14 protein-coding genes are annotated in these 17,091 nt (G+C 71.1%); 8 read left to right on the top strand and 6 right to left on the bottom strand.

Features of this window, described 5'->3' with window-relative positions; genetic code table 11:
• Nucleotides 1–153: 153 nt before the first annotated feature.
• Complete coding sequence (locus L3i22_RS20790; RefSeq protein WP_221328619.1) at nt 154–2,988, top strand: LuxR family transcriptional regulator; 2,835 nt, start codon at nt 154–156, stop codon at nt 2,986–2,988.
• On the opposite strand, the gene L3i22_RS20795 is transcribed toward L3i22_RS20790, so the two are convergent.
• Nucleotides 2,948–3,274 (bottom strand): hypothetical protein, encoded by a 327-nt coding sequence (locus tag L3i22_RS20795; protein WP_221328620.1) that lies wholly within the window; start codon nt 3,272–3,274, stop codon nt 2,948–2,950. The genes L3i22_RS20790 and L3i22_RS20795 overlap by 41 nt on opposite strands.
• A gap of 207 nt (nt 3,275–3,481) precedes the next feature.
• On the opposite strand from L3i22_RS20795, the gene L3i22_RS20800 reads away from it, so the two are divergent.
• The 5 genes from L3i22_RS20800 to L3i22_RS20820 all read left to right on the top strand — a co-directional run bounded on the left by L3i22_RS20800 (nt 3,482) and on the right by L3i22_RS20820 (nt 10,530).
• Nucleotides 3,482–3,904 carry a hypothetical protein gene (locus L3i22_RS20800; protein ID WP_221328621.1) on the top strand — a complete coding sequence of 141 codons (423 nt, stop codon included), beginning with the start codon at nt 3,482–3,484 and terminating at the stop codon, nt 3,902–3,904.
• A 5-nt stretch (nt 3,905–3,909) separates the two neighbouring features.
• Nucleotides 3,910–4,551, top strand: coding sequence for a hypothetical protein (locus tag L3i22_RS20805; RefSeq protein WP_221328622.1), 642 nt, complete (start codon nt 3,910–3,912; stop codon nt 4,549–4,551).
• Nucleotide 4,552: 1 nt separating this feature from the next.
• Nucleotides 4,553–6,067, top strand: a complete 1,515-nt coding sequence (locus tag L3i22_RS20810; RefSeq protein WP_221328623.1) for a hypothetical protein — start codon at nt 4,553–4,555, stop codon at nt 6,065–6,067.
• 235 nt (nt 6,068–6,302) lie between these two features.
• The gene (locus L3i22_RS20815) at nt 6,303–8,276 is read left to right on the top strand and encodes a hypothetical protein (RefSeq protein ID WP_221328624.1); all 1,974 of its coding nucleotides are present in this window, start codon (nt 6,303–6,305) and stop codon (nt 8,274–8,276) included.
• A gap of 13 nt (nt 8,277–8,289) precedes the next feature.
• Complete coding sequence (locus L3i22_RS20820; RefSeq protein WP_221328625.1) at nt 8,290–10,530, top strand: nucleic acid/nucleotide deaminase domain-containing protein; 2,241 nt, start codon at nt 8,290–8,292, stop codon at nt 10,528–10,530.
• 33 nt (nt 10,531–10,563) lie between these two features.
• Here L3i22_RS20820 and L3i22_RS20825 read toward each other — a convergent pair whose 3' ends face one another.
• Nucleotides 10,564–11,430, bottom strand: coding sequence for a helix-turn-helix transcriptional regulator (locus L3i22_RS20825; RefSeq protein ID WP_221328626.1), 867 nt, complete (start codon nt 11,428–11,430; stop codon nt 10,564–10,566).
• 292 nt (nt 11,431–11,722) lie between these two features.
• Here L3i22_RS20825 and L3i22_RS20830 point away from each other — a divergent pair, with 292 nt between their 5' ends.
• A complete protein-coding gene (locus tag L3i22_RS20830; protein WP_221328627.1) occupies nt 11,723–12,115 on the top strand; it encodes a DUF2255 family protein in 393 nt (130 codons plus the stop codon).
• 74 nt (nt 12,116–12,189) lie between these two features.
• Here L3i22_RS20830 and L3i22_RS20835 read toward each other — a convergent pair whose 3' ends face one another.
• On the bottom strand, nt 12,190–13,455 hold the full coding sequence (locus tag L3i22_RS20835; protein ID WP_221328628.1) for a YncE family protein: 1,266 nt from the start codon (nt 13,453–13,455) through the stop codon (nt 12,190–12,192).
• A gap of 181 nt (nt 13,456–13,636) precedes the next feature.
• Nucleotides 13,637–14,122 carry a MarR family winged helix-turn-helix transcriptional regulator gene (locus tag L3i22_RS20840; protein WP_221328629.1) on the bottom strand — a complete coding sequence of 162 codons (486 nt, stop codon included), beginning with the start codon at nt 14,120–14,122 and terminating at the stop codon, nt 13,637–13,639.
• Nucleotides 14,123–14,238: 116 nt separating this feature from the next.
• Between L3i22_RS20840 and L3i22_RS20845 the strand changes: the two genes are divergently transcribed.
• Nucleotides 14,239–14,991, top strand: coding sequence for an SDR family NAD(P)-dependent oxidoreductase (locus L3i22_RS20845; protein ID WP_221328630.1), 753 nt, complete (start codon nt 14,239–14,241; stop codon nt 14,989–14,991).
• A 72-nt stretch (nt 14,992–15,063) separates the two neighbouring features.
• On the opposite strand, the gene L3i22_RS20850 is transcribed toward L3i22_RS20845, so the two are convergent.
• Both L3i22_RS20850 and L3i22_RS20855 read right to left on the bottom strand, forming a co-directional pair.
• Nucleotides 15,064–15,720, bottom strand: a complete 657-nt coding sequence (locus tag L3i22_RS20850; protein WP_221328631.1) for a response regulator transcription factor — start codon at nt 15,718–15,720, stop codon at nt 15,064–15,066.
• A complete protein-coding gene (locus L3i22_RS20855) occupies nt 15,708–16,991 on the bottom strand; it encodes a sensor histidine kinase (protein WP_255658442.1) in 1,284 nt (427 codons plus the stop codon). The genes L3i22_RS20850 and L3i22_RS20855 overlap by 13 nt, the downstream gene beginning before the upstream one ends.
• Nucleotides 16,992–17,091 lie beyond the last annotated feature (100 nt).

The following is a 17,091-nucleotide window of genomic DNA, read 5'->3' on the forward strand; positions in this document are numbered from 1 at the left end:
CCGCGCCTCTACCCTCCGGGCCGGGCGCATCGGTATGCCGGGCGAGTCAGCAACTGGACAGCCCGGGAGGCGTCAACCGAGCCGAACACGTGGTGCAAACGATCACCCAACGTGACAACAATATCGAGGGCGGCACGGCGGGAGGTTCCGGGCATGCCGATCGGGAGTCTTCAACAGGGCCGCTTCCAGCGACTCGTCGGGCGTGCGGCGCAGCGTGCCTGCCTCGACCGGCTGGTCGGCGGCCTGCGGTCCGGGCAGGGCCAGGCGCTGATGATCACCGGCGAGGCCGGGACGGGCAAGTCCGCGCTGCTCGGCTATCTGATGAGGCGCGCCGGTGACCTGACCGTGCTGGCCACCCGCGGCATCGAGTCGGAGGCGGCGCTGGCGTACGCCGGACTCGGCGACCTGCTGCGACCGCTCCAAAATCTGTTCGCCACGCTACCAACGCCGCAGGCAGCGGCGTTGCGTACCGCGCTGGCCCTCGAGCAGGCCGCCGCCGAGTTCAGTCGGTACGCCGTTTGTCTCGGCACCTTGACCGCGCTGACCACCGAGGCCGAGCGGCGCGCGGTTCTGGTCGTGGTGGACGACGCGCACTGGCTCGACCAACCGTCGCTGACCGCCCTGCTGTTCGCGGCGCGCCGAATTCAGGCCGACGCGGTCAGTGTCGTGCTCGCCGTGCGGGACGCCTCGGCGGCCGATGTCGAGGATGCGGCCATCGAGATCATGCCGGTGCCGGGGCTGAGCCCGGCGGAAACCGCCGAACTGCTGGGCCGGTTGCGCACCGACCCGATTGCACCGATGGTTGCCGACGAGTTGTGGCGGGCCACCCGGGGCAATCCGCTGGCCGTGACCGATGTCTGCGCCCGGCTCAGCGCCGCTCAGCTGGCCGGCCGCGAGCTGCTCGGAGACCGGTTGCCGCTCAGCGCCGACCTGCAGAGCTCGTTCGCCGCGCGACTGACGCCGCTGGCGCCGCAGACCCGGACGGCGTTGCTGGTCGCCGCGCTGTGTGCGGCCGATACCGACGCGCTCGCGCCGGCGTTGGATGCGCTCGGCGTCGATGCCACGGCGCTCGACCAGGCGGAGACCGCGGGCTTGATCGCGTACGAAAATTGTCGTCTGGTCTTTGTGCACCCATTGATGCGCTCGGCGATCCATCGGGAGGCACCCGGCTGGGCCCGTCGCCAGGCCTACGACGCTCTGGCCGCGACCGGCTCCGGCGAAGCCCGGGCCTGGTATCGCGCGGCCGGCGCGGCGGGCCCGGACGAGGAGGTGGCCGCCGAACTGGAGGCCGCGGGCGGATGGGCGCGCGGACGCACCGGATATGCCGCCGCCTCGCGGGCCCTGCACCGCGCCGCCGAGCTGACCGAACCGGGCGCCGAGCGGGCCCGCCGGTTGGCCGCCGCGGCCGCCGACGCGCAGCTGGCCGGGCACGCGGCCGCCGCGGCGCAGTGGCTCGACCAGGCGTGGACGATGACCAGCGATCCGCTGCTACTGGCCGATATCGATCTGGCCCGCGGGCGGTTGCTCACCCAGCGGGGCACGCCGTCGATCGCGCAGCAGGTCCTGCTCGGCGCGGCAAGCGCGGTCGAGCAGGCTGATCCGTTGCGCGCGGCCCGGCTGATGTGCGAGGCGATCTATCCGAGTCTCACTGAGGGGCGGGTGGCGGATTCCGTGCGGTATGCCCGGCGCGCCGTCCAACTCGCAGGGGTCGCCGGTGACGACGACGCACGCCGCGACGCGCGGACGCATCTCGCGCAGGCGCTCACCATCGGCGGCCGGACCGCGCAGGCCCGGCGGCTGCTCATCGCCGCCCGCCGGTACGTCGACGCGCTCGACCCGACCGGCAGTGAGCACAAGGTCGCGCTGCTGGCGCTCTGCTGGGCCTGGCTGGAGGACTACGGGATGGCCACGGCGCTGATCGAGCGGGTGGTCGGCGCGGCCCGCCGTTCGGGCGCGCTCGGTGCGCTGGTGCGGGCGCTCAGCTTCCAGTGCGAGATCGGCCGCTGCACCGGTGACTGGGCCGCCGCGTACGCGGTCGCGGAGGAGTCCTTGCATTTGGCCCGCGAGATCCGCGACGTCTCGAACGTGGGTTTCGCCCTGACCTGCCTGGCCCGTTTCGACGCTGTCCAGGGCCGCGGCGACCTGCTGCACGAGCGGCTGGCCGAGGCCCGCAAGTTGTCCGGGCCGCTCGGCACCGGCGGGCTGCTGCTGTTCGAAGCCAGCGCGCGCGGCCTGTTCCACCTGACCGACGGGGCTCCCGATGAGGCGATCACCTGCCTGGAGACGGTGCGTGACTTCAGCGACCGGATGGGAATCGACAATCCGAACATCGTGGGCTGGGAGGCCGACCTGGTGGAGGCGTACTGGCGGGCCGGTCGTCCGGACGATGTCCGGGCCCAGCTGCGCACCCTGGAGGAGAAGGCACGCGTCACCGGGCTCAGCCGACCGCGGGCCGCGGCCGCCCGCAGCCGAGGTTTGCTGGCGTCGACGCCGACCGAGGCGGAGACCCATTTCCGGTCTGCCCTGAGTCTGCACGCCGAGTGCCCACAACCGTTCGAGCAGGCCCGCACCGCGCTCGCCTTCGGTGAGGTGCTGCGCCGCCGGCAGCGCCGCGCCGAGGCCCGGCCGTTCCTGCGCGACGCGCTCGAGGTCTTCCGCCGGCTGGGCGCCGAGCCGTACGCGCGCCGCGCCGCCGCCGAACTGGAGGCCACTGGGGCCCATCCCAGCCCGTCCGGACTGGTCAACGGCGTGCAGCGGTTGACCCCACAGGAGTTGCAGGTCGCCCGGGCGGTCGCCGACGGCATGAGCAACCCGGAGGTCGCGGCGGCGCTGTTCATCTCACGCAAGACCGTCGAAGCGCACCTGTCCAGCGCTTATCGCAAGCTGGGCGTGCATTCGAGGACTCAGCTCGTGCGGCACGTGGTCGAGGCGGCCCGGCCCTGGGTGGTCACAGCGGAGGGCTCGGGTCCGGCAGACCGGCCGCGGTGATCGGATCGGTGTAGGCGTCGACCACGAGGCGGCGCAGATCGTCGCGGAAGGCCGGATCCTGCTCGGCGTACCGGTGAACCGCGCGGGCCAGAGCCTCCACCCGGCCCGGCCCGGCACCGGCCGCGCCCATCCCGGCCAGCGCGAGCAGCGCGGCCTGATCGCCGGAGAACCGGGCCCGCACCAGTTGGCGCAGCGTGGTCCGGCCCGGCCAGCCCGGCGGCTCCGGAACGGAGTCGAGCAGCAGTGCCGCCACGAACGACACGAACATCAGGTCGATCTCGATCACCTCCCGTCCGTTCTAGCCGGTGCGGGCTGCCTCGCGCCTCGGGGAACTCCCGCGCCCTGCGACAGGGGAATCACCCCGGCCGGCCCGGGTGACGGGTTCACGCGGATCAGGGAGATCCCGGTAGCCGCGCCGCACCGGCAGGCACGACGCTGGTCGGTGTTGCGGCGGGTGAACCGCGCCGCTGGAGGGCGACGAAGGGCTTGCACGGTGGACGTCGGTGGACTGATCGGCAGCATCCTGGCGAACCCGGTCGGGATCACAGAACGCGTACTCGACGAGACGTACGGCCGGTTGGCCGAGAGCAACGCCTTCGGCGACGTCACGGACCTCGCGCCGGAGGAGATCGTCGCCACGGCGCTCGGCTCCTGGCTGGCCCGCAAGTTCGTCGGCGATCAGCCGGAGGCCGGCCCGAGCGCCGCGGAGCAAGTGACCGCCGACCGGGATCGGATGCTGGCCGCCGCACTCGGCGCCTGCCTCTGCTGGGGACGCGATCCCGGCTGTCCGGTGTGCGCGGGCGCCGGCACGCCCGGCTGGGCAGTGCCGCACCGCGAGCTGTTCGATCTGTTCGTCGACCCCGCCGTGAACGCCAGGGCGCGTGCCGCCGGCGCCGGCGCAGAACCCGAGGAGTGATCAGCATGACCAGCCCCACCCCGTCGACGGCGCCCGCGCCGGCCATGGAGGACTACCTTTCCCCGGCCGGGCGGATGCCCATCACCGACCCCGCCACCGCGGCACGCATGATGGCCGCCAAACAAGCCCACCTGGCCGACAGCCAAGGACGTCGTTCCAGCGGTGTCGAATGGGCTCTGGTCGGCACGGTGGTCGAACGTCAGGTACGCGAGTCGCTGAAGCCGTGGCTGGGCAACGTCGATCCGTTCATCGACGCCGGGCTGCGCTGGCTGCCGTTGCTGCTGTTGCAGCCCGCGAAGCGCGGCAACGGCATCTCCGGCCTGGTGACCGACCCGCGGGTGATCTCCTTCGTCGCGATGGCGGGCCTGGTCGGTGGCGGCCAACTGCTGAAAAAGGCCGAGGAGGAGCGCCGACGGGTCCGGGATCTGAGTATCGTGCGGTACCCGACGGAGTTGACCATCGGCGAGTCGTTCAAGCTGCGCACCGATGCGCCGGCCGACGAGCCCCTGGAGTGGCGATCCAGCCACGACGAGGTGGCCGCGGTCGACCCGGCCGGTGTGCTCACCGCCAAATCCTCCGGCGCGACCACCATCACTGTGTCGCGAGACGGCAAGTCCGATCTCGTGTCGCTGCGCGTCCGGGACTGACATGCCGGCCTGGGACGACGGCGGCTGGGCGCCGTCCGACGAGGAACTGCTGACCGCCCTCTGGCAGAGCACCGAGGCCGGCGCGGAGCCAGGTGCGCAGCTGGTGCCCGAGGACCTTTCCGATGAGGAACCGGTGGAATCCGCCGCGACCCGGGCCCGGCGCGCGTTCGCCGGGTTCCTGCCCAGCCGCTACCCCGCCGCCGAGCGGGCCAGACCCAACTATCTGGGGCCGGACGACGACCTGATCGGTACCACGACCGCGCTGCTCGGCAAGGGGGTCGACGACCTGCGCGCGTCGGAGCCGAAGCGGTCGGTGCGGCTCAGCCTCAACGATGGCCTACGGACGATGCTGACCCCCGACCAGGCCGGCGTGATCGATCTCGGACAACTGATCGAACGACTGGCCGCCGGTCTCGGCGGTGGGCTGACCGGCTCGACCGATCCGGCCGTCACCGCATGTGAGGCCACGCTGGAGGCCGAGCGGCGGATCGAGGAGATCCTGCGGACCGCCGACGGGCTGGACGACGGGGCTTCCCCGGGTGGGCACCGCGCTCCGCCGGGCACGCACGGCGGGTGGGCCTCCCCTGCGGCGCTGGTTGCCGACCAGGTGGACCGGCAGATGGGCAGTGCCATGTCACCGGAGGGCCCGCTGGCCTTCAACGTGCCGGACCGATCGGACGGTGCCCGGGTCACCCGGCACATCGATACGTTCGAGCTGCGCGACGGCCCCTCCGACGTGACGTCGTACCACGATTTCAGCAGCCTCCAGATCGCGTTCGAGCACGTCTGGACCGAGGTGTTCGACGGACGGCTACGGACGCTGGGCGAGGATCTCTACCACCAGTACGTCCTGCTCAAGCAGATCACCGGCACCGACGACGGCGACCGTCGGATCAGCACGCTCGACGACCTCAGCCAGCTGCTGGCCGAGATCCGCGAACTCAGCCGGATGGTGCCCGAAGAAGAGGCGGACGCGTCCGCGGGTACCGGCGGTGATGCGACGAACGGCAACGATGTGGTCAGTGGTATCGCCCGTACCGCTCTCGAGGCCGATCCGCTCAAGGACATCCCCAAGCCGATCCGGGCGGTCGCCGATCCCGGCGGCTTCCTGATCAGGTCCCTTCTCGACATCGCCGCAGGCAAGGACCAGATCACCTGGGCGTCCTTCGCCGGCCCGCTGCGCCAGGGTGACGTCATCCGGGTGGATATCCAGCCGAACGCCGTACCGGCCGGCAGCGTCGAGATCGTGGTTCGCAACACCGATGACACCTGGTGGTGGAAGGGCATCGAGTTCACGGAAGCCGGCGCGGCCGGGCAGGTCCTCGACGACCGGCAGATCTCCACCGACGGTCCGTCGTCCTTGCGGGTCAGGCCGGCCCAGCTGCGCAACGGCGTCCTGGAGTTCCAGAAACGGAACACGATCCTCAACGATCACACCGGCTTCTACCTGCTCGGGAAGCTCGACGAGCGGCTCAAGGACCGGGCTCGGGTCACGTTCACCTGGATCAGGGACTGACATGGCACGCAACGAGGGCACACGATCCGGGCAACTCGGCACCAGGACGACCACCGGCCCCAGGAAGACGTCGCCGACCGCGGCGCCGACGGGACCAGACCAGCTCGACGCGCCGGCGAAGAAGGCTCCAGCGACAGTCCCGCTTCCGGTGAACCTGGATGCCGTACCCAAAAGCACCCCAGCCAGGACCACACCGGCCAAGACCGGTGCGCCGGCGGGATCCGACAGCTCCAGTGTGCCGCACCGCCTGCGCCAGTTGCTGAGCACGATGGAGAGGCTGCTCGCCGAGAAGTACGCCTTCCACGTCTTCGCCGCCAACTCGATCAACTTCGGGTTCCAGGTGACCTATCGGCAGACCTGGGTGCCGCACAGCTACCAGGTCGGTGACCTGGTCTCGACGATCCCGCTGGCACCGAAGGAGGTCCGCCGGTACACCACCAAACGGGTCACCAAGAAGACCCGCACGGTCAAGGAGCTCGAGGACAACCTGCAAACCCGCAAGACCGACCGCAGCGACACCGCCCGCGCCGACGCCGAGATCGTCGACAAGGCACATCAGAAGACCAACTTCACGCTGACCGCGAACGAGTCGTTCGGCGGCCAGGGCTGGACTGCGAACACCACCCAGACCGTCGGCGGCGATCAGGGCAAGGAGTCGGAGCGGGTGAAGAAGGAGTTCCGGGAGAGCGTGGTCAAGAGTGCGCAGGAGTACCGGCAGCAGCACCGCACGGAGATCGACACGAGTGCCGTCGACGAGAACGAAGAGACCGGGTTCCACGAGATCCAGAACCCGAACGACGAGCTGACCGTCACCTACCTGTTCTACGAGCTCCAGCGCACGTACCGGATCAGTGAGCGCATCCACCAGCTCACCCCCGTCATCCTGGTCGCCAACGAGGTGCCGGCACCGCACGAGATCGACGACGCCTGGCTGCTGCAACACGACTGGATCCTGCGCCGGGTCGTCCTGGACGATTCGTTCCGCCCGGCGCTGCGCTACCTCACCGAGAGCTTCGTCGGCGCCGAGACCAACATCCGCATCCTGGAGAACAACGCCCTCGGCCAGAAGCAGATCACCGACTCACTGCGCCAGCAGGTGCGCAGGCAGGCCGGCATTCTCTCCGCCGACGAGGCCGACGTGCTCAGCGCGGTCCGCGCGGTGGCCGACGGCAAACGAGAGGAAGGCCTGCTCACCACGGTCAAGCGCGTCTTCGACCCGCTCGGCATCACTGGCGGGGCGGACACCGGCAAGGTCAGCGCCGCGGAGGCAATGGTCGATTACGCCAAGGAGGCCCGCGATCGTGCCGACCGCGAACGCGACCGCCTTGCCTCGCAGCTCGAGGTCGCCACCACCGCCCTGCAAGCCGCGGTCGACCGGTTGTCGGCGGCGGTGCGCGAGCACTACGACAAGGTCGCCGAGATCGATCGGCTCCGGCTGCACGTCAAGGAGAACATCCTCTACTACATGCAGGCGATCTGGGACCACGAACCGCCTGACCAGCGCTTCCTGCGGCTCTACAACGTGGACGTGCCGTTCCTTGAGGTCGCCGAGGCAGCCGCCGTGCCGGTCAGCCTGCGGACCGTGCGCAGCATCCTCGATGTGCTGCGCGGCGACCGGTCCGCGCAAGCGACCATCCCCATGCCGCCGGCCACCGTGACGGTCAAGAAGCTGGTCGAGGTCGCCGAGCTGGATACCCTGCTCGGTTACAAGGGCAACTACTCGATCTTCCCACTCAAGGAGAACAACCAGATCACCCTGCACATGATGCAGGACTACCTGAAGGTCGGTGAGGAGCTGCTGTTGCACGACCCCGACGAGCTGGCCGACTACACCGTGGAGGACCTGCAACGCCTTGCCAGCTGCTTGTACCGGCGCAGCCCCGCCTTGTTCGAGAAGCACCGGGAGGAGTTCAAACAGCTGCTCATCGACCGGCTCAGCTCAGCGCGCAAGGACGACGACCTGGTCGTGGTGCCGACCTCGGCGCTCTACATCGAGGCGCTGACCGGCACGCACCCGCTGCTGGAGGACTTCAAGCTGATCCATCGCGCGCTCGACGTCAAGAAGGTACAGGCCGAGGTGCGGCACGCCGAACTGGAGAACGTCCGTCTTGCGGCCCGGGCGCTCAAGGGCAAGGACGAGGATCCCGACATCGACCGGAAGATCGTCATCACCGACGCGGACGCGGACGTGACGATCGCCGACACCTAGGCGCGCTGCCGCCATGGCGACGAGTCTGCGGCAGGCCGCCACCGATCTCGGCCGGCTGTGGTACGCGCTGGACTTCTACGGCGAACGGCCGATCGGCAGCTGGATCTACCCGGAGAAGCTCAGTGGCCGCCTGATCCGGCCCCAGCTGTTTGCCTACGTCGACACCGCGAGCGGTCCCGACCTGCCGGACCGGCGCGCCCTCGGTCAGGTGCGGGCGCTGTACCGGCGCGACTGGGACCTCATCGTGCCGCGCCTCCAGAATGCCTCGGTGAGCTGGTTGAACGCCACGCTCGGCCGCGAGCGGGACGTGGTGGAGATGATCGGTCAGCGGCTGCTGGCACCGGGTGCCGCCGCGCGGCTGCACGACATGGCGAAGCCGGTCATGAGAGAGGTACGCGGCAAGGGCTTCCAGGAGGCCGCGCCCTGGCAGCGCCCGGACGAGACCGCGAGTCAGGTGATCGACCGGCTGCAACGCCGCCGCCTGGTCTGGGCCACCTCGCGAAGCGTGCCGTACTCCAGCGAGCACGCCGAGATCTTCCGGCTGCTCGTCCAGCATCCGCACGGGGTCGGCCTGATCGAGGCGTTCGAGGAGTCACCGAAGGCCGGCCTCGACGCGGCCCTGCGGCGGATCGCCGACGCGATCGACTCGATCCTGGAGTTCCGTGGCGACATCACCGGCGATCCGGCACACGTATGGCGCTACCCGCCGATCATCCTGGGCGGCATGGCGACGCTCGGGCTGGCCGACGTGCCACTGTTCGCCGACTTCGCCACCGCCCTGGGAGCCTTCCTGGGCAAAGGCTGGTTCAGCAGCGCGGTGGAGGCGACGCAAATGGTCCTGCTCTGCGTCGGCCTGGTGACCGGGCCGGTCGGCCTCGCCGTGATCGGCGTGCTCGACCTGGCCCTGACCGGAGCCACCGCGGTCGCCACCTACGTTCGCGAGCGGGAGCAGGAGATGGCCGCCGGCGCGCTGGCGTTCGCGCCGCAGAAAACCCGCCTCGCCGATGAGCCGACCTACCGGGAGACGGCGTTCGCGGGGGCGGCGACGCTGGTGAGCTCATGGCTGGCGTGGAAGGGTGTGACCCACGCGCTGACCGACGTGGGCGCACGGGCCGCGGATCGGGCCGCCGAGGCGACCCGGTTGCGGGCCTTCGAGCAGAACGCCGCCCGGGCCGAAGGCCTGACCGCCGAAAGGGCGGCCGGGCGCACGGCCGGCAGTCCGGTGGCTGACCCGATCGGCTCGCGCGGACTCGACGCCCGGACAGCCTCGCCAGGGCTCGACGCGCCCCCCGGCGAGGTCGCGCGCCTCCGCGAACGTGGGACCGGCAGTCCCGGGATCGACTCGGGCGCAGGAGCCGGTCCGGCCGCCCGCACCGAACCGGCGGCGGTACGCCGGCCGCAGCGGGGAACGCCGGCGTCGCCCACCCGGCGGCGGCGAACCGAGCCGACCATGCCCAGCCGGCACAGGGCCGCCGCCTCGGCCGGGGCACCGGCCCCGCCGGCCGACGCTGTCGGCCAGGTCGTCGAGATCAGGCCGACGACGCGGCCGTCGACGGAGCCGATCGTGGCCGGTCCCGGCAGACGGAGTTCCGGCGGGCGGGCAACCGATGGCCGACAGGCCTCGGGCACGTCGACGCTGCGCGAGCCCGTGGCGGGATCGCGAGAGATCAAGAACCCGGGCGTGGCCAACCGATCGGTGGCCGAGTCACCGGCCGCCCGCGGCCTGCTGGCCACCGCCGGCAAAGGATTTCACCTGGCGATACGCGGCTACGGCGCGACGCCGGCCAGCCTGATGGCTCAGGCCATGCGGCTGAAGCTCAAGCTGCGCCTCGGCGGCAACGTCGCCGTTTTCGAGTTCACCGAACTCACCGAGGACCTTCTGCTGGTGCTGCGCAGTGGCCGGGGACACGTACTGACGCCGGCCGACCTCGCCTCCGGCCTCCCGGACTCCTTCCGGACTCTGCTGCGTGGTCAGGGTGTGGAGCGGAGCAACTTCGTGGCCTTCCAGAACTTCAGCGGCTTCGACCACTCCGAGCAACTGGGGGACCGGCTCATCAGCGAGGCGCGCAAGGTCAGCTCGGTACGGGCGATCTATACCGAGTTCAGTCCCTGCAAGGAGATCTGCCTTCCGATCCTCCGGCGGAGATACCCGGTGGACGTGACCTACTCGTTCCGGTACGAGAACGCGATGCGCGAGACCTGGAAGCGTGACCTGGCCGTCGATGAACTCTTCGCCACCTACGGCATCAAGTAGGCGGCGGCTCAAGGCGAGGGCCGGCGCCTCGTCCTAGACCGTCACCTTGTCCTGGGTGGCGGCCCAGGCGGCGAGTAGTTCGAGGCCGTCGCCGGAGGGGGTGCCGGGTTCGGCGGAGTAGGTGAGCATCGTCAGGTTGTCCTCGCCGGTCAGTTCGAAGCCCTCGAAGGCCAGCTCCAGGTCGCCGACGGCGGGGTGGCGGAAGCGTTTGACGCCGTGCCGGTGCACGTACACGTCCTGGGTGGCCCACCAGCCGCGGAACGGTTCGCTGCGCATGGACAGTTCGCCGATGAGGTTCATCAGTTGCTGGTCGTCGGGGTGCCGGGCGGCGGCGATGCGCAGCGCGGCGACGGCAGACTGAGCGACCTGCGGCCAGTCCGGGTAGAACGCCTGGGCCTGCGGGTTCAGGAAGTTGAATCGCATCGAGTTCACCGCCGTCGTCGCGCCGGCGGTGTACATCGGTGCGTAGAGGGCCAGCCCGAGCGGGTTGGTGGCCAGCAGGTCGAAGCGGTGGTTGCGCAGGAACGCGGGAACCCCGGTCATCGAGTCCAGGACGCGGCGCACGGCTGGGCGGATCTCGGGTACCCGGTCGCGGCGGGTCCGCAGCCGGGCGGGGGTGGGGCCGGCGGCGCGGGCCAGGTGGTGCAGGTGGGTGGTTTCGGTGTCGTCGAGGCGCAGCGCGCGGGCCACGGCGTCCAGGACGCTGTCGGAGACGCCGGCCAGGTTGCCGCGTTCCAGGCGGGTGTAGTACTCGACGCTGACGCCGGCGAGGGCGGCGACCTCGCCGCGGCGTAGTCCGGCGACGCGGCGGCTGCCGTAGGCGGGGATGCCGGCCTGTTCGGGGCTGACCTTGGCCCGGCGGGAGGTGAGGAACGCCCGTACCTCGTCGCGGTTGTCCATGAACCCACGTTAGGCATCCGGCCTCGGGTGAGGGGGTCCCTGCTGGTACCCCTTTGCGCGGTGGCTCCCGGCCCGCCGCGGCCGGGGGTTTTCCTCGACAGTGTGCCGGCGCATCGAGCGGGTACTGCCAGCGGTGTGTTCGACACCTTCCGGCGGACGGGCGGCTCGCCGCTCGTCGTCCGCACCGCCGCCGCCGGCCTGGCGCTGCGTGGCAGCACCGATGTGCCCGGATCGCGGTGACCGGCTCCGTCCGTACCGAATCCGGGTTAAGGATTGTGAAAGGAATTTTGTGATGGCTGAACCGATGATGACCACCTGGACCGGCGAGGAGCTGACCGCCATCGGCGGCGCCGAGGAACTGGGGCTGGCCACGCCGCGTCGTGACGGGACGCTGCGGCCCTACGTGACGATGTGGGTGGTGCGCACCGGTGACGAGCTGTACGTGCGCTCGGCTCGCGGCCCGGCCAACGGCTGGTACGTGCGCGCGCTGCGCGCCGGGGCGGGCCGGATCCGCGCCGGCGGCCTGGAACGCGAGGTCAGCTTCGCGTCGGCCGCGCCGGACGTCCACCCGGGCATCGACGCCGCCTACCACGCCAAATACGACCGTTACGGGCCCGCGATCGTGGGTTCCGTCGTGGGGGAGCAGGCCCGTGAGGTCACCGTCCGCCTGCTGCCCCGTGTCTGAGAGGAACCGCGTCGTCGCGGACCGCGGACCCGCCGATCGCGTCGAATCCGGCGCGATCGGCGGTGTGGTGCCGGTCAGCCGGCCGGGCTGGTCCAGCCGGCCGGGACGTGGGCGAGGCGGACCCGCTGCGGGTGGTCACCGACCGGAACCGAGACGACCTTCTGTCCGGTGGCGAAGTCGATGGCGGTGACCTGGTCGGCGCCGCTCTCGGAGATGACGCAGTCGCGCCCGTCGCCGCTGACCGTCGCCCAGTACGGCTTGACGGCCGGAACCAGCGTTCCCTCCTGCAGGCTCGCGCGGTCCACGACGGTGGCGTAGTCGTCCATCGTCCCGGCGACGCACAGTTTGCTGCCGTCCGGGCTCATGGACAGCCCGTGGTGGCGCGAGTCGTTGACGAACGTGGTGCGGTCGTCGCTGGTGGCCGGATTCTTCGGCAGCGTCTTCACTCGGGTGATCTTGTCGGTGGCGACGTCGTACTCGATGAAGCCGTTGAAGAACGACACCTGGAAGTACAGCTTGCCGAAGTCCGGGCTGAAGACCGCCGGACGTACGGCATTGGACAGATCGGAGCGGCCGAACGCGTCGAGCCGCGCCCGCATGTCGATCGTCTTGACCACCCGGTACGTGCTGGTGTCGACCACGGTGATGTGCCGATCGCCCTTGGTCCAGTCCTGCTGCGGGCTGTCCAGGTCGGTCTCGACGTTGCCGATCGACATGTTCCACAGGTACCGGCCGCCGTCGGTGTAGACGTTCTCGTGCGGCTTGTCGCCGGTCGCGAACGAGCCGAGCTGGGCGCCGGTGTTGATGTCGAGCACCTGCACGGTGTTGGCGGTCGAGGCGGAGACCGCGACCTTGGTGCCGTCGGGGGAGACCGCCATGTGGTCGGCGCGGTAACCGGCGACCGCGAACCGCCACTTGAGCTTCCCGGTGGCCAGGTCGATGGAGACGACGTCGGCGAAACTGGGCCGCGACGCCACCAGCGCGGTGCCGTCCGGCGTGGAGTAGAGATCGTCGACGAGCTGGTCGTGGCCCTCGCCGGGGCCGTTGCGGATGCCGAGGAAGTAGATCAGCTTGATCGGGTTGAGGTAGATCTCGGCGAGCCGGCGATCCTTGTCCGGCACGACGTTGACCCGCCCGATCTTGGCGAAGTCGCCGTGCGAGTCGATGACGTCGGCGGTGCCCTCCCAGTTGTTGCCGACGAACATGACCTCGCGCAGCGCGGCGGCGGTGGATGCCGGGCCGGCGGCGGCGACCGAGGTGGTGGCGCCGGCGGTGAGCGCGGTGGCTGCGGCCGCCGCGCCCAGCAGTCGCCAGAGGCGACCGGTGATGCTGGAGCGCATGTCTTCTCCCGATGGGTGAGCAGGACGAATGCTCGGAATGCGAAACCCCGCGGTGTTCCCATTGACGCACCTGGATGGTAGGTCCCGAGTGGCTCAGATCACAATGCGCCCGAGTGAAAACTATTCGCGTCCCTGTTGCGGTGCGTGACAGCGGGAGCGGCGCACATCCGCTGCGGAGCGGTCAGCAGTCCGCCTCGTCGGGGGCGAGTGACTCCCGCTGGGCGGTCTGCGCGACCCGCGAGAGCAGCGTGCGCAACTGCTCCGAGTCCTGCTCGTCGAGATCGGCGAGCAGGCGTGCCTCGGCGGCGGCGAGGCTGAGCCGGACCTGCTGGAGGCGAGTGCGTCCGGTGTCGGTGAGGAGAACCTGGCGTGCACGCCGGTCCCGCGGGTCGGGGCGCCGGGTCACCAGCTGGTGCGCTTCCAGGTCGTCGAGCAGGTAGGTCATCACGGTGCGGTCGAGGCTGACCTCCTTGGCCAGCGACAGCTGTGAGGGCGGCTCCCCGCCGGCCAGGGCCATCAGGACCAGGTAGCCCCGCGGTCCGCCGGGCAGCCCGGCGACGGACTCGGTGGCGACGCGACTGAATGCCGCCGAGACCAGGCGGATCGCCCAGCCCAGATCGGTCCCCAGGGTCAGGTCGTCGGCCGCGCCGCGAGGTTTGTCACTCACCCGGGCATCGTAACACCATGCGCTTGTCGGCAGATGTTCTTGCGGGCAGAACATCTGCCATGCATAGTTGTTGAGTCAGGCCGTACGGCATGACGACGACAGCAGGGGAGACGGCGATGACCATCAGCACCGGTTTGCACGGAAAGACCGCACTGGTGACCGGGGCGACCTCAGGGATCGGCAAGGCCATCGCGCAACACCTGGCCCGGCTGGGGGCCGACGTCGTGCTGCACGGGCGAGACCACGCCCGCGGCGAGGCACTGGTGAAGGAGATCGCGGCCGACGGCGGCACGGCCCGGTTCGTTGCGGCCGACCTCGCCGACGCCCAGGACACGCTGCGCCTGGCCGCCGCGGCCGGCGAGGTGGACATCCTGGTCAGCAGCGCCGGGCTGTACGAGTTCGCCCCCACCGCGGCCACCGATGCCGCCAGCTTCGATCGGCACGTCGCGGTCAACACCCGCGCCCCGTTCCTGCTCGTCGGAGCTTTGGCGCCCGCCATGGCCCGGCGCGGGCACGGCTCGATCGTGCTGGTCGGTTCGAGCGCGGCGCGTCAGCCCGCCGCGATCGGCGCCGCCTACGCGGCGTCCAAGGCCGGCGCGGAGATCCTGACCCGCTACTGGGCGACCGAGTTCGGCCCGTCCGGCGTGCGGGTCAACGCGGTCTCGCCCGGCCCGGTGCACACCGAGGGCACGGTGGCGATGCTCGGCGAGCACATCGGAGCCCTGGACAAGACCAACGCGCGCGGCCGGGCCGGGCGCCCCGAGGAGATCGCCGACGTCGTCTCGTTCCTGGTCAGCGACGTCAGCAGCTACGTCAACGGCGCGATCCTGTTCGCCGACGGCGGCGAGCTCAGCACCCTGCCCGGCTGAGGGGCGGCGCCGTGAAGGCCTTCGTCATCGGCCTTCTTGAGGTCAGCTCGCGGCCGCCCGCGACCTTACGCTTCACACGGTCGGCGACGCGCTCTGCAGGAATCGCAGCACGGCCAGGACCCGCCGGTGATCGCCCTCCGCGGCGGGCAGGTCGAACTTGGTGAAGATGCTGTTGATGTGCTTGGCCACGGCGCTCTCGCTGACCACGAGCTTGTCCGCGATCCCGGCGTTGGACCGCCCCTCGGCCATCAGCCCGAGCACCTCCCGCTCCCGCCCGGTGAGCCGGTCCAGCGGGGTGTCCTGCCGCCGCACCAGCAGCTGCGCCACCACCTCGGGGTCCAGTGCGGTGCCGCCGGCGGCCACCCGGCGCAGCGACTCCAGGAAGACGTCCACGTCCGCGACCCGGTCCTTGAGCAGGTAGCCGACGCCGGTGGTGCTCGTGGAGAGCAGGTCGGCGGCGTAGCGCTCCTCGACGTACTGGGACAGCACCATGATCGCCACCTCGGGCCACTGCCGCCGGACCACCAGGGCGGCGCGGATCCCCTCGTCGGTGAAGGTCGGCGGCATCCGTACGTCCACGATCACCAGTTCCGGGCGGTGCCGCTGCACCGCGGCCAGCAGCCCGGCGGCGTCGTCGACCGCGGCGGCCACCTCGAAGCCGGTCGTCTCCAGCAGTTTGGTCAGCCCGGCGCGCAGCAGCACCGAGTCCTCGGCGATCACAGTTCGCACGGAAGCTCCACCCTGATCGTGGTCGGCCCACCGACCGGGCTGACCATCTCGAACCTGCCGTCCACCGAGGCCGCGCGCTGCGCCAGGCCGGTCAGCCCGGAGCCGCGGGCGGCGTCGGCGCCGCCGATCCCGTCGTCCGCGACGGACAGCCGCAGCCGGGCGCCGTCGAGCCACACGTCCACCCGGGCCGCGGACGCCCGGGCGTGCTTGGCCACGTTGGCCAGGGCCTCCGCGACCATGAAGTACGCCACCGCCTCGACCGTCGGCGCGACCCGCCGGGGCACGTCCACCGCCAACCGCACCGGCACCGGGGAGCGGGCCGCGATGCCGGAGAGCGCCGCGTCCAGGCCGCGGTCCTCCAGGACCACCGGGTGCAGGCCGCGCACCAGGTTGCGCAGCTCGCCCAGGGCCTCCTTGGCCTGCTCGTGCGCCTCGGCCAGCGCGGTCCGGGCGTCCTCGGGCAGGTCCTTCAGGGTCGCCCGGGCCAGGCCCAGGTTCATCGCCAGGGACACCAGCCGCTGCTGGGCGCCGTCGTGCAGGTCGCGTTCGATCCGGCGACGCTCGGCGTCGGCGGCCTCCACCACCGCGGCCCGGCTCTCGGTCAGGTCGGTCACCCGCCGGGCCAGCCGCTCCGCCCGGCTGGGGCCGAGCAGGTCGGTGGCGACCTTCAGATCCCAGCGCACCGAGGCCATGACCAGCCAGGGCATGAGGTAGACCACCACCAGGCACCCGAGCGCCAGCCACAGGGCCAGGGACGTCGCCATGGACAGCCACTTCCAGTCCGGGCCGAAGGCGATCGCCGCGCTCAGCCAGCCGAAGCAGATCAGCCCGCAGACCCACATGGTGCCCGCGATCACGCCGACCAGGTTGGCCGCCGGCCCCGCGATCAGGTGGTAGCAGGCCTGCCGCCAGGTGCGCGGGTTGCGCAGCCGCGCGCTCATCCGCGGGAGGAACGGCGCCTCCGCGGACGCGGCGTCGCGGGCGGTGTGCGGAGCCCGGGGGATCTGGGCGCCCCGGATCTCGTAGTACACGGACCGGCGCAGCGTCGTGAGCTGCGGGCCCAGCAGCACCGCCGCCAGCGGCGGGAGGACGGCGCAGGCCAGGATCGACGGCAGGTGGACGGGGGCGAAGAACGCCCACGGCAGCCCGATCAAACCCAGCGGCAGCAGGCTCAGCGCCGAGCCGAGGATCACGAACCACAGGTCGCGCCACGGCCGCCCGCGCCAGGGTGCCAGCAGGAAGTGGCCGATCGGCGCCAGGACGGCGTTCATGGCCCCTACGGTATTCGGCCACGTGACCGGCGCTCCATGGCGCTGGTGCCCGCATCGGCCTGTACCTGGCACCACCCCCGGAACGGAAAGCCGCACTACT

The organism is Actinoplanes sp. L3-i22, assembly GCF_019704555.1.
Lineage (GTDB): Bacteria > Actinomycetota > Actinomycetes > Mycobacteriales > Micromonosporaceae > Actinoplanes.

Coding starts and splice junctions, on each gene's coding strand:
- L3i22_RS20790 (WP_221328619.1), top strand. CDS start 154: ATGCCGATCGGGAGTCTTCAACAGGGCCGCTTCCAGCGACTCGTCGGG.
- L3i22_RS20805 (WP_221328622.1), top strand. CDS start 3,910: ATGACCAGCCCCACCCCGTCGACGGCGCCCGCGCCGGCCATGGAGGAC.
- L3i22_RS20810 (WP_221328623.1), top strand. CDS start 4,553: ATGCCGGCCTGGGACGACGGCGGCTGGGCGCCGTCCGACGAGGAACTG.
- L3i22_RS20820 (WP_221328625.1), top strand. CDS start 8,290: ATGGCGACGAGTCTGCGGCAGGCCGCCACCGATCTCGGCCGGCTGTGG.
- L3i22_RS20825 (WP_221328626.1), bottom strand. CDS start 11,430: ATGGACAACCGCGACGAGGTACGGGCGTTCCTCACCTCCCGCCGGGCC.
- L3i22_RS20830 (WP_221328627.1), top strand. CDS start 11,723: ATGGCTGAACCGATGATGACCACCTGGACCGGCGAGGAGCTGACCGCC.
- L3i22_RS20835 (WP_221328628.1), bottom strand. CDS start 13,455: ATGCGCTCCAGCATCACCGGTCGCCTCTGGCGACTGCTGGGCGCGGCG.
- L3i22_RS20845 (WP_221328630.1), top strand. CDS start 14,239: ATGACCATCAGCACCGGTTTGCACGGAAAGACCGCACTGGTGACCGGG.
- L3i22_RS20855 (WP_255658442.1), bottom strand. CDS start 16,991: ATGAACGCCGTCCTGGCGCCGATCGGCCACTTCCTGCTGGCACCCTGG.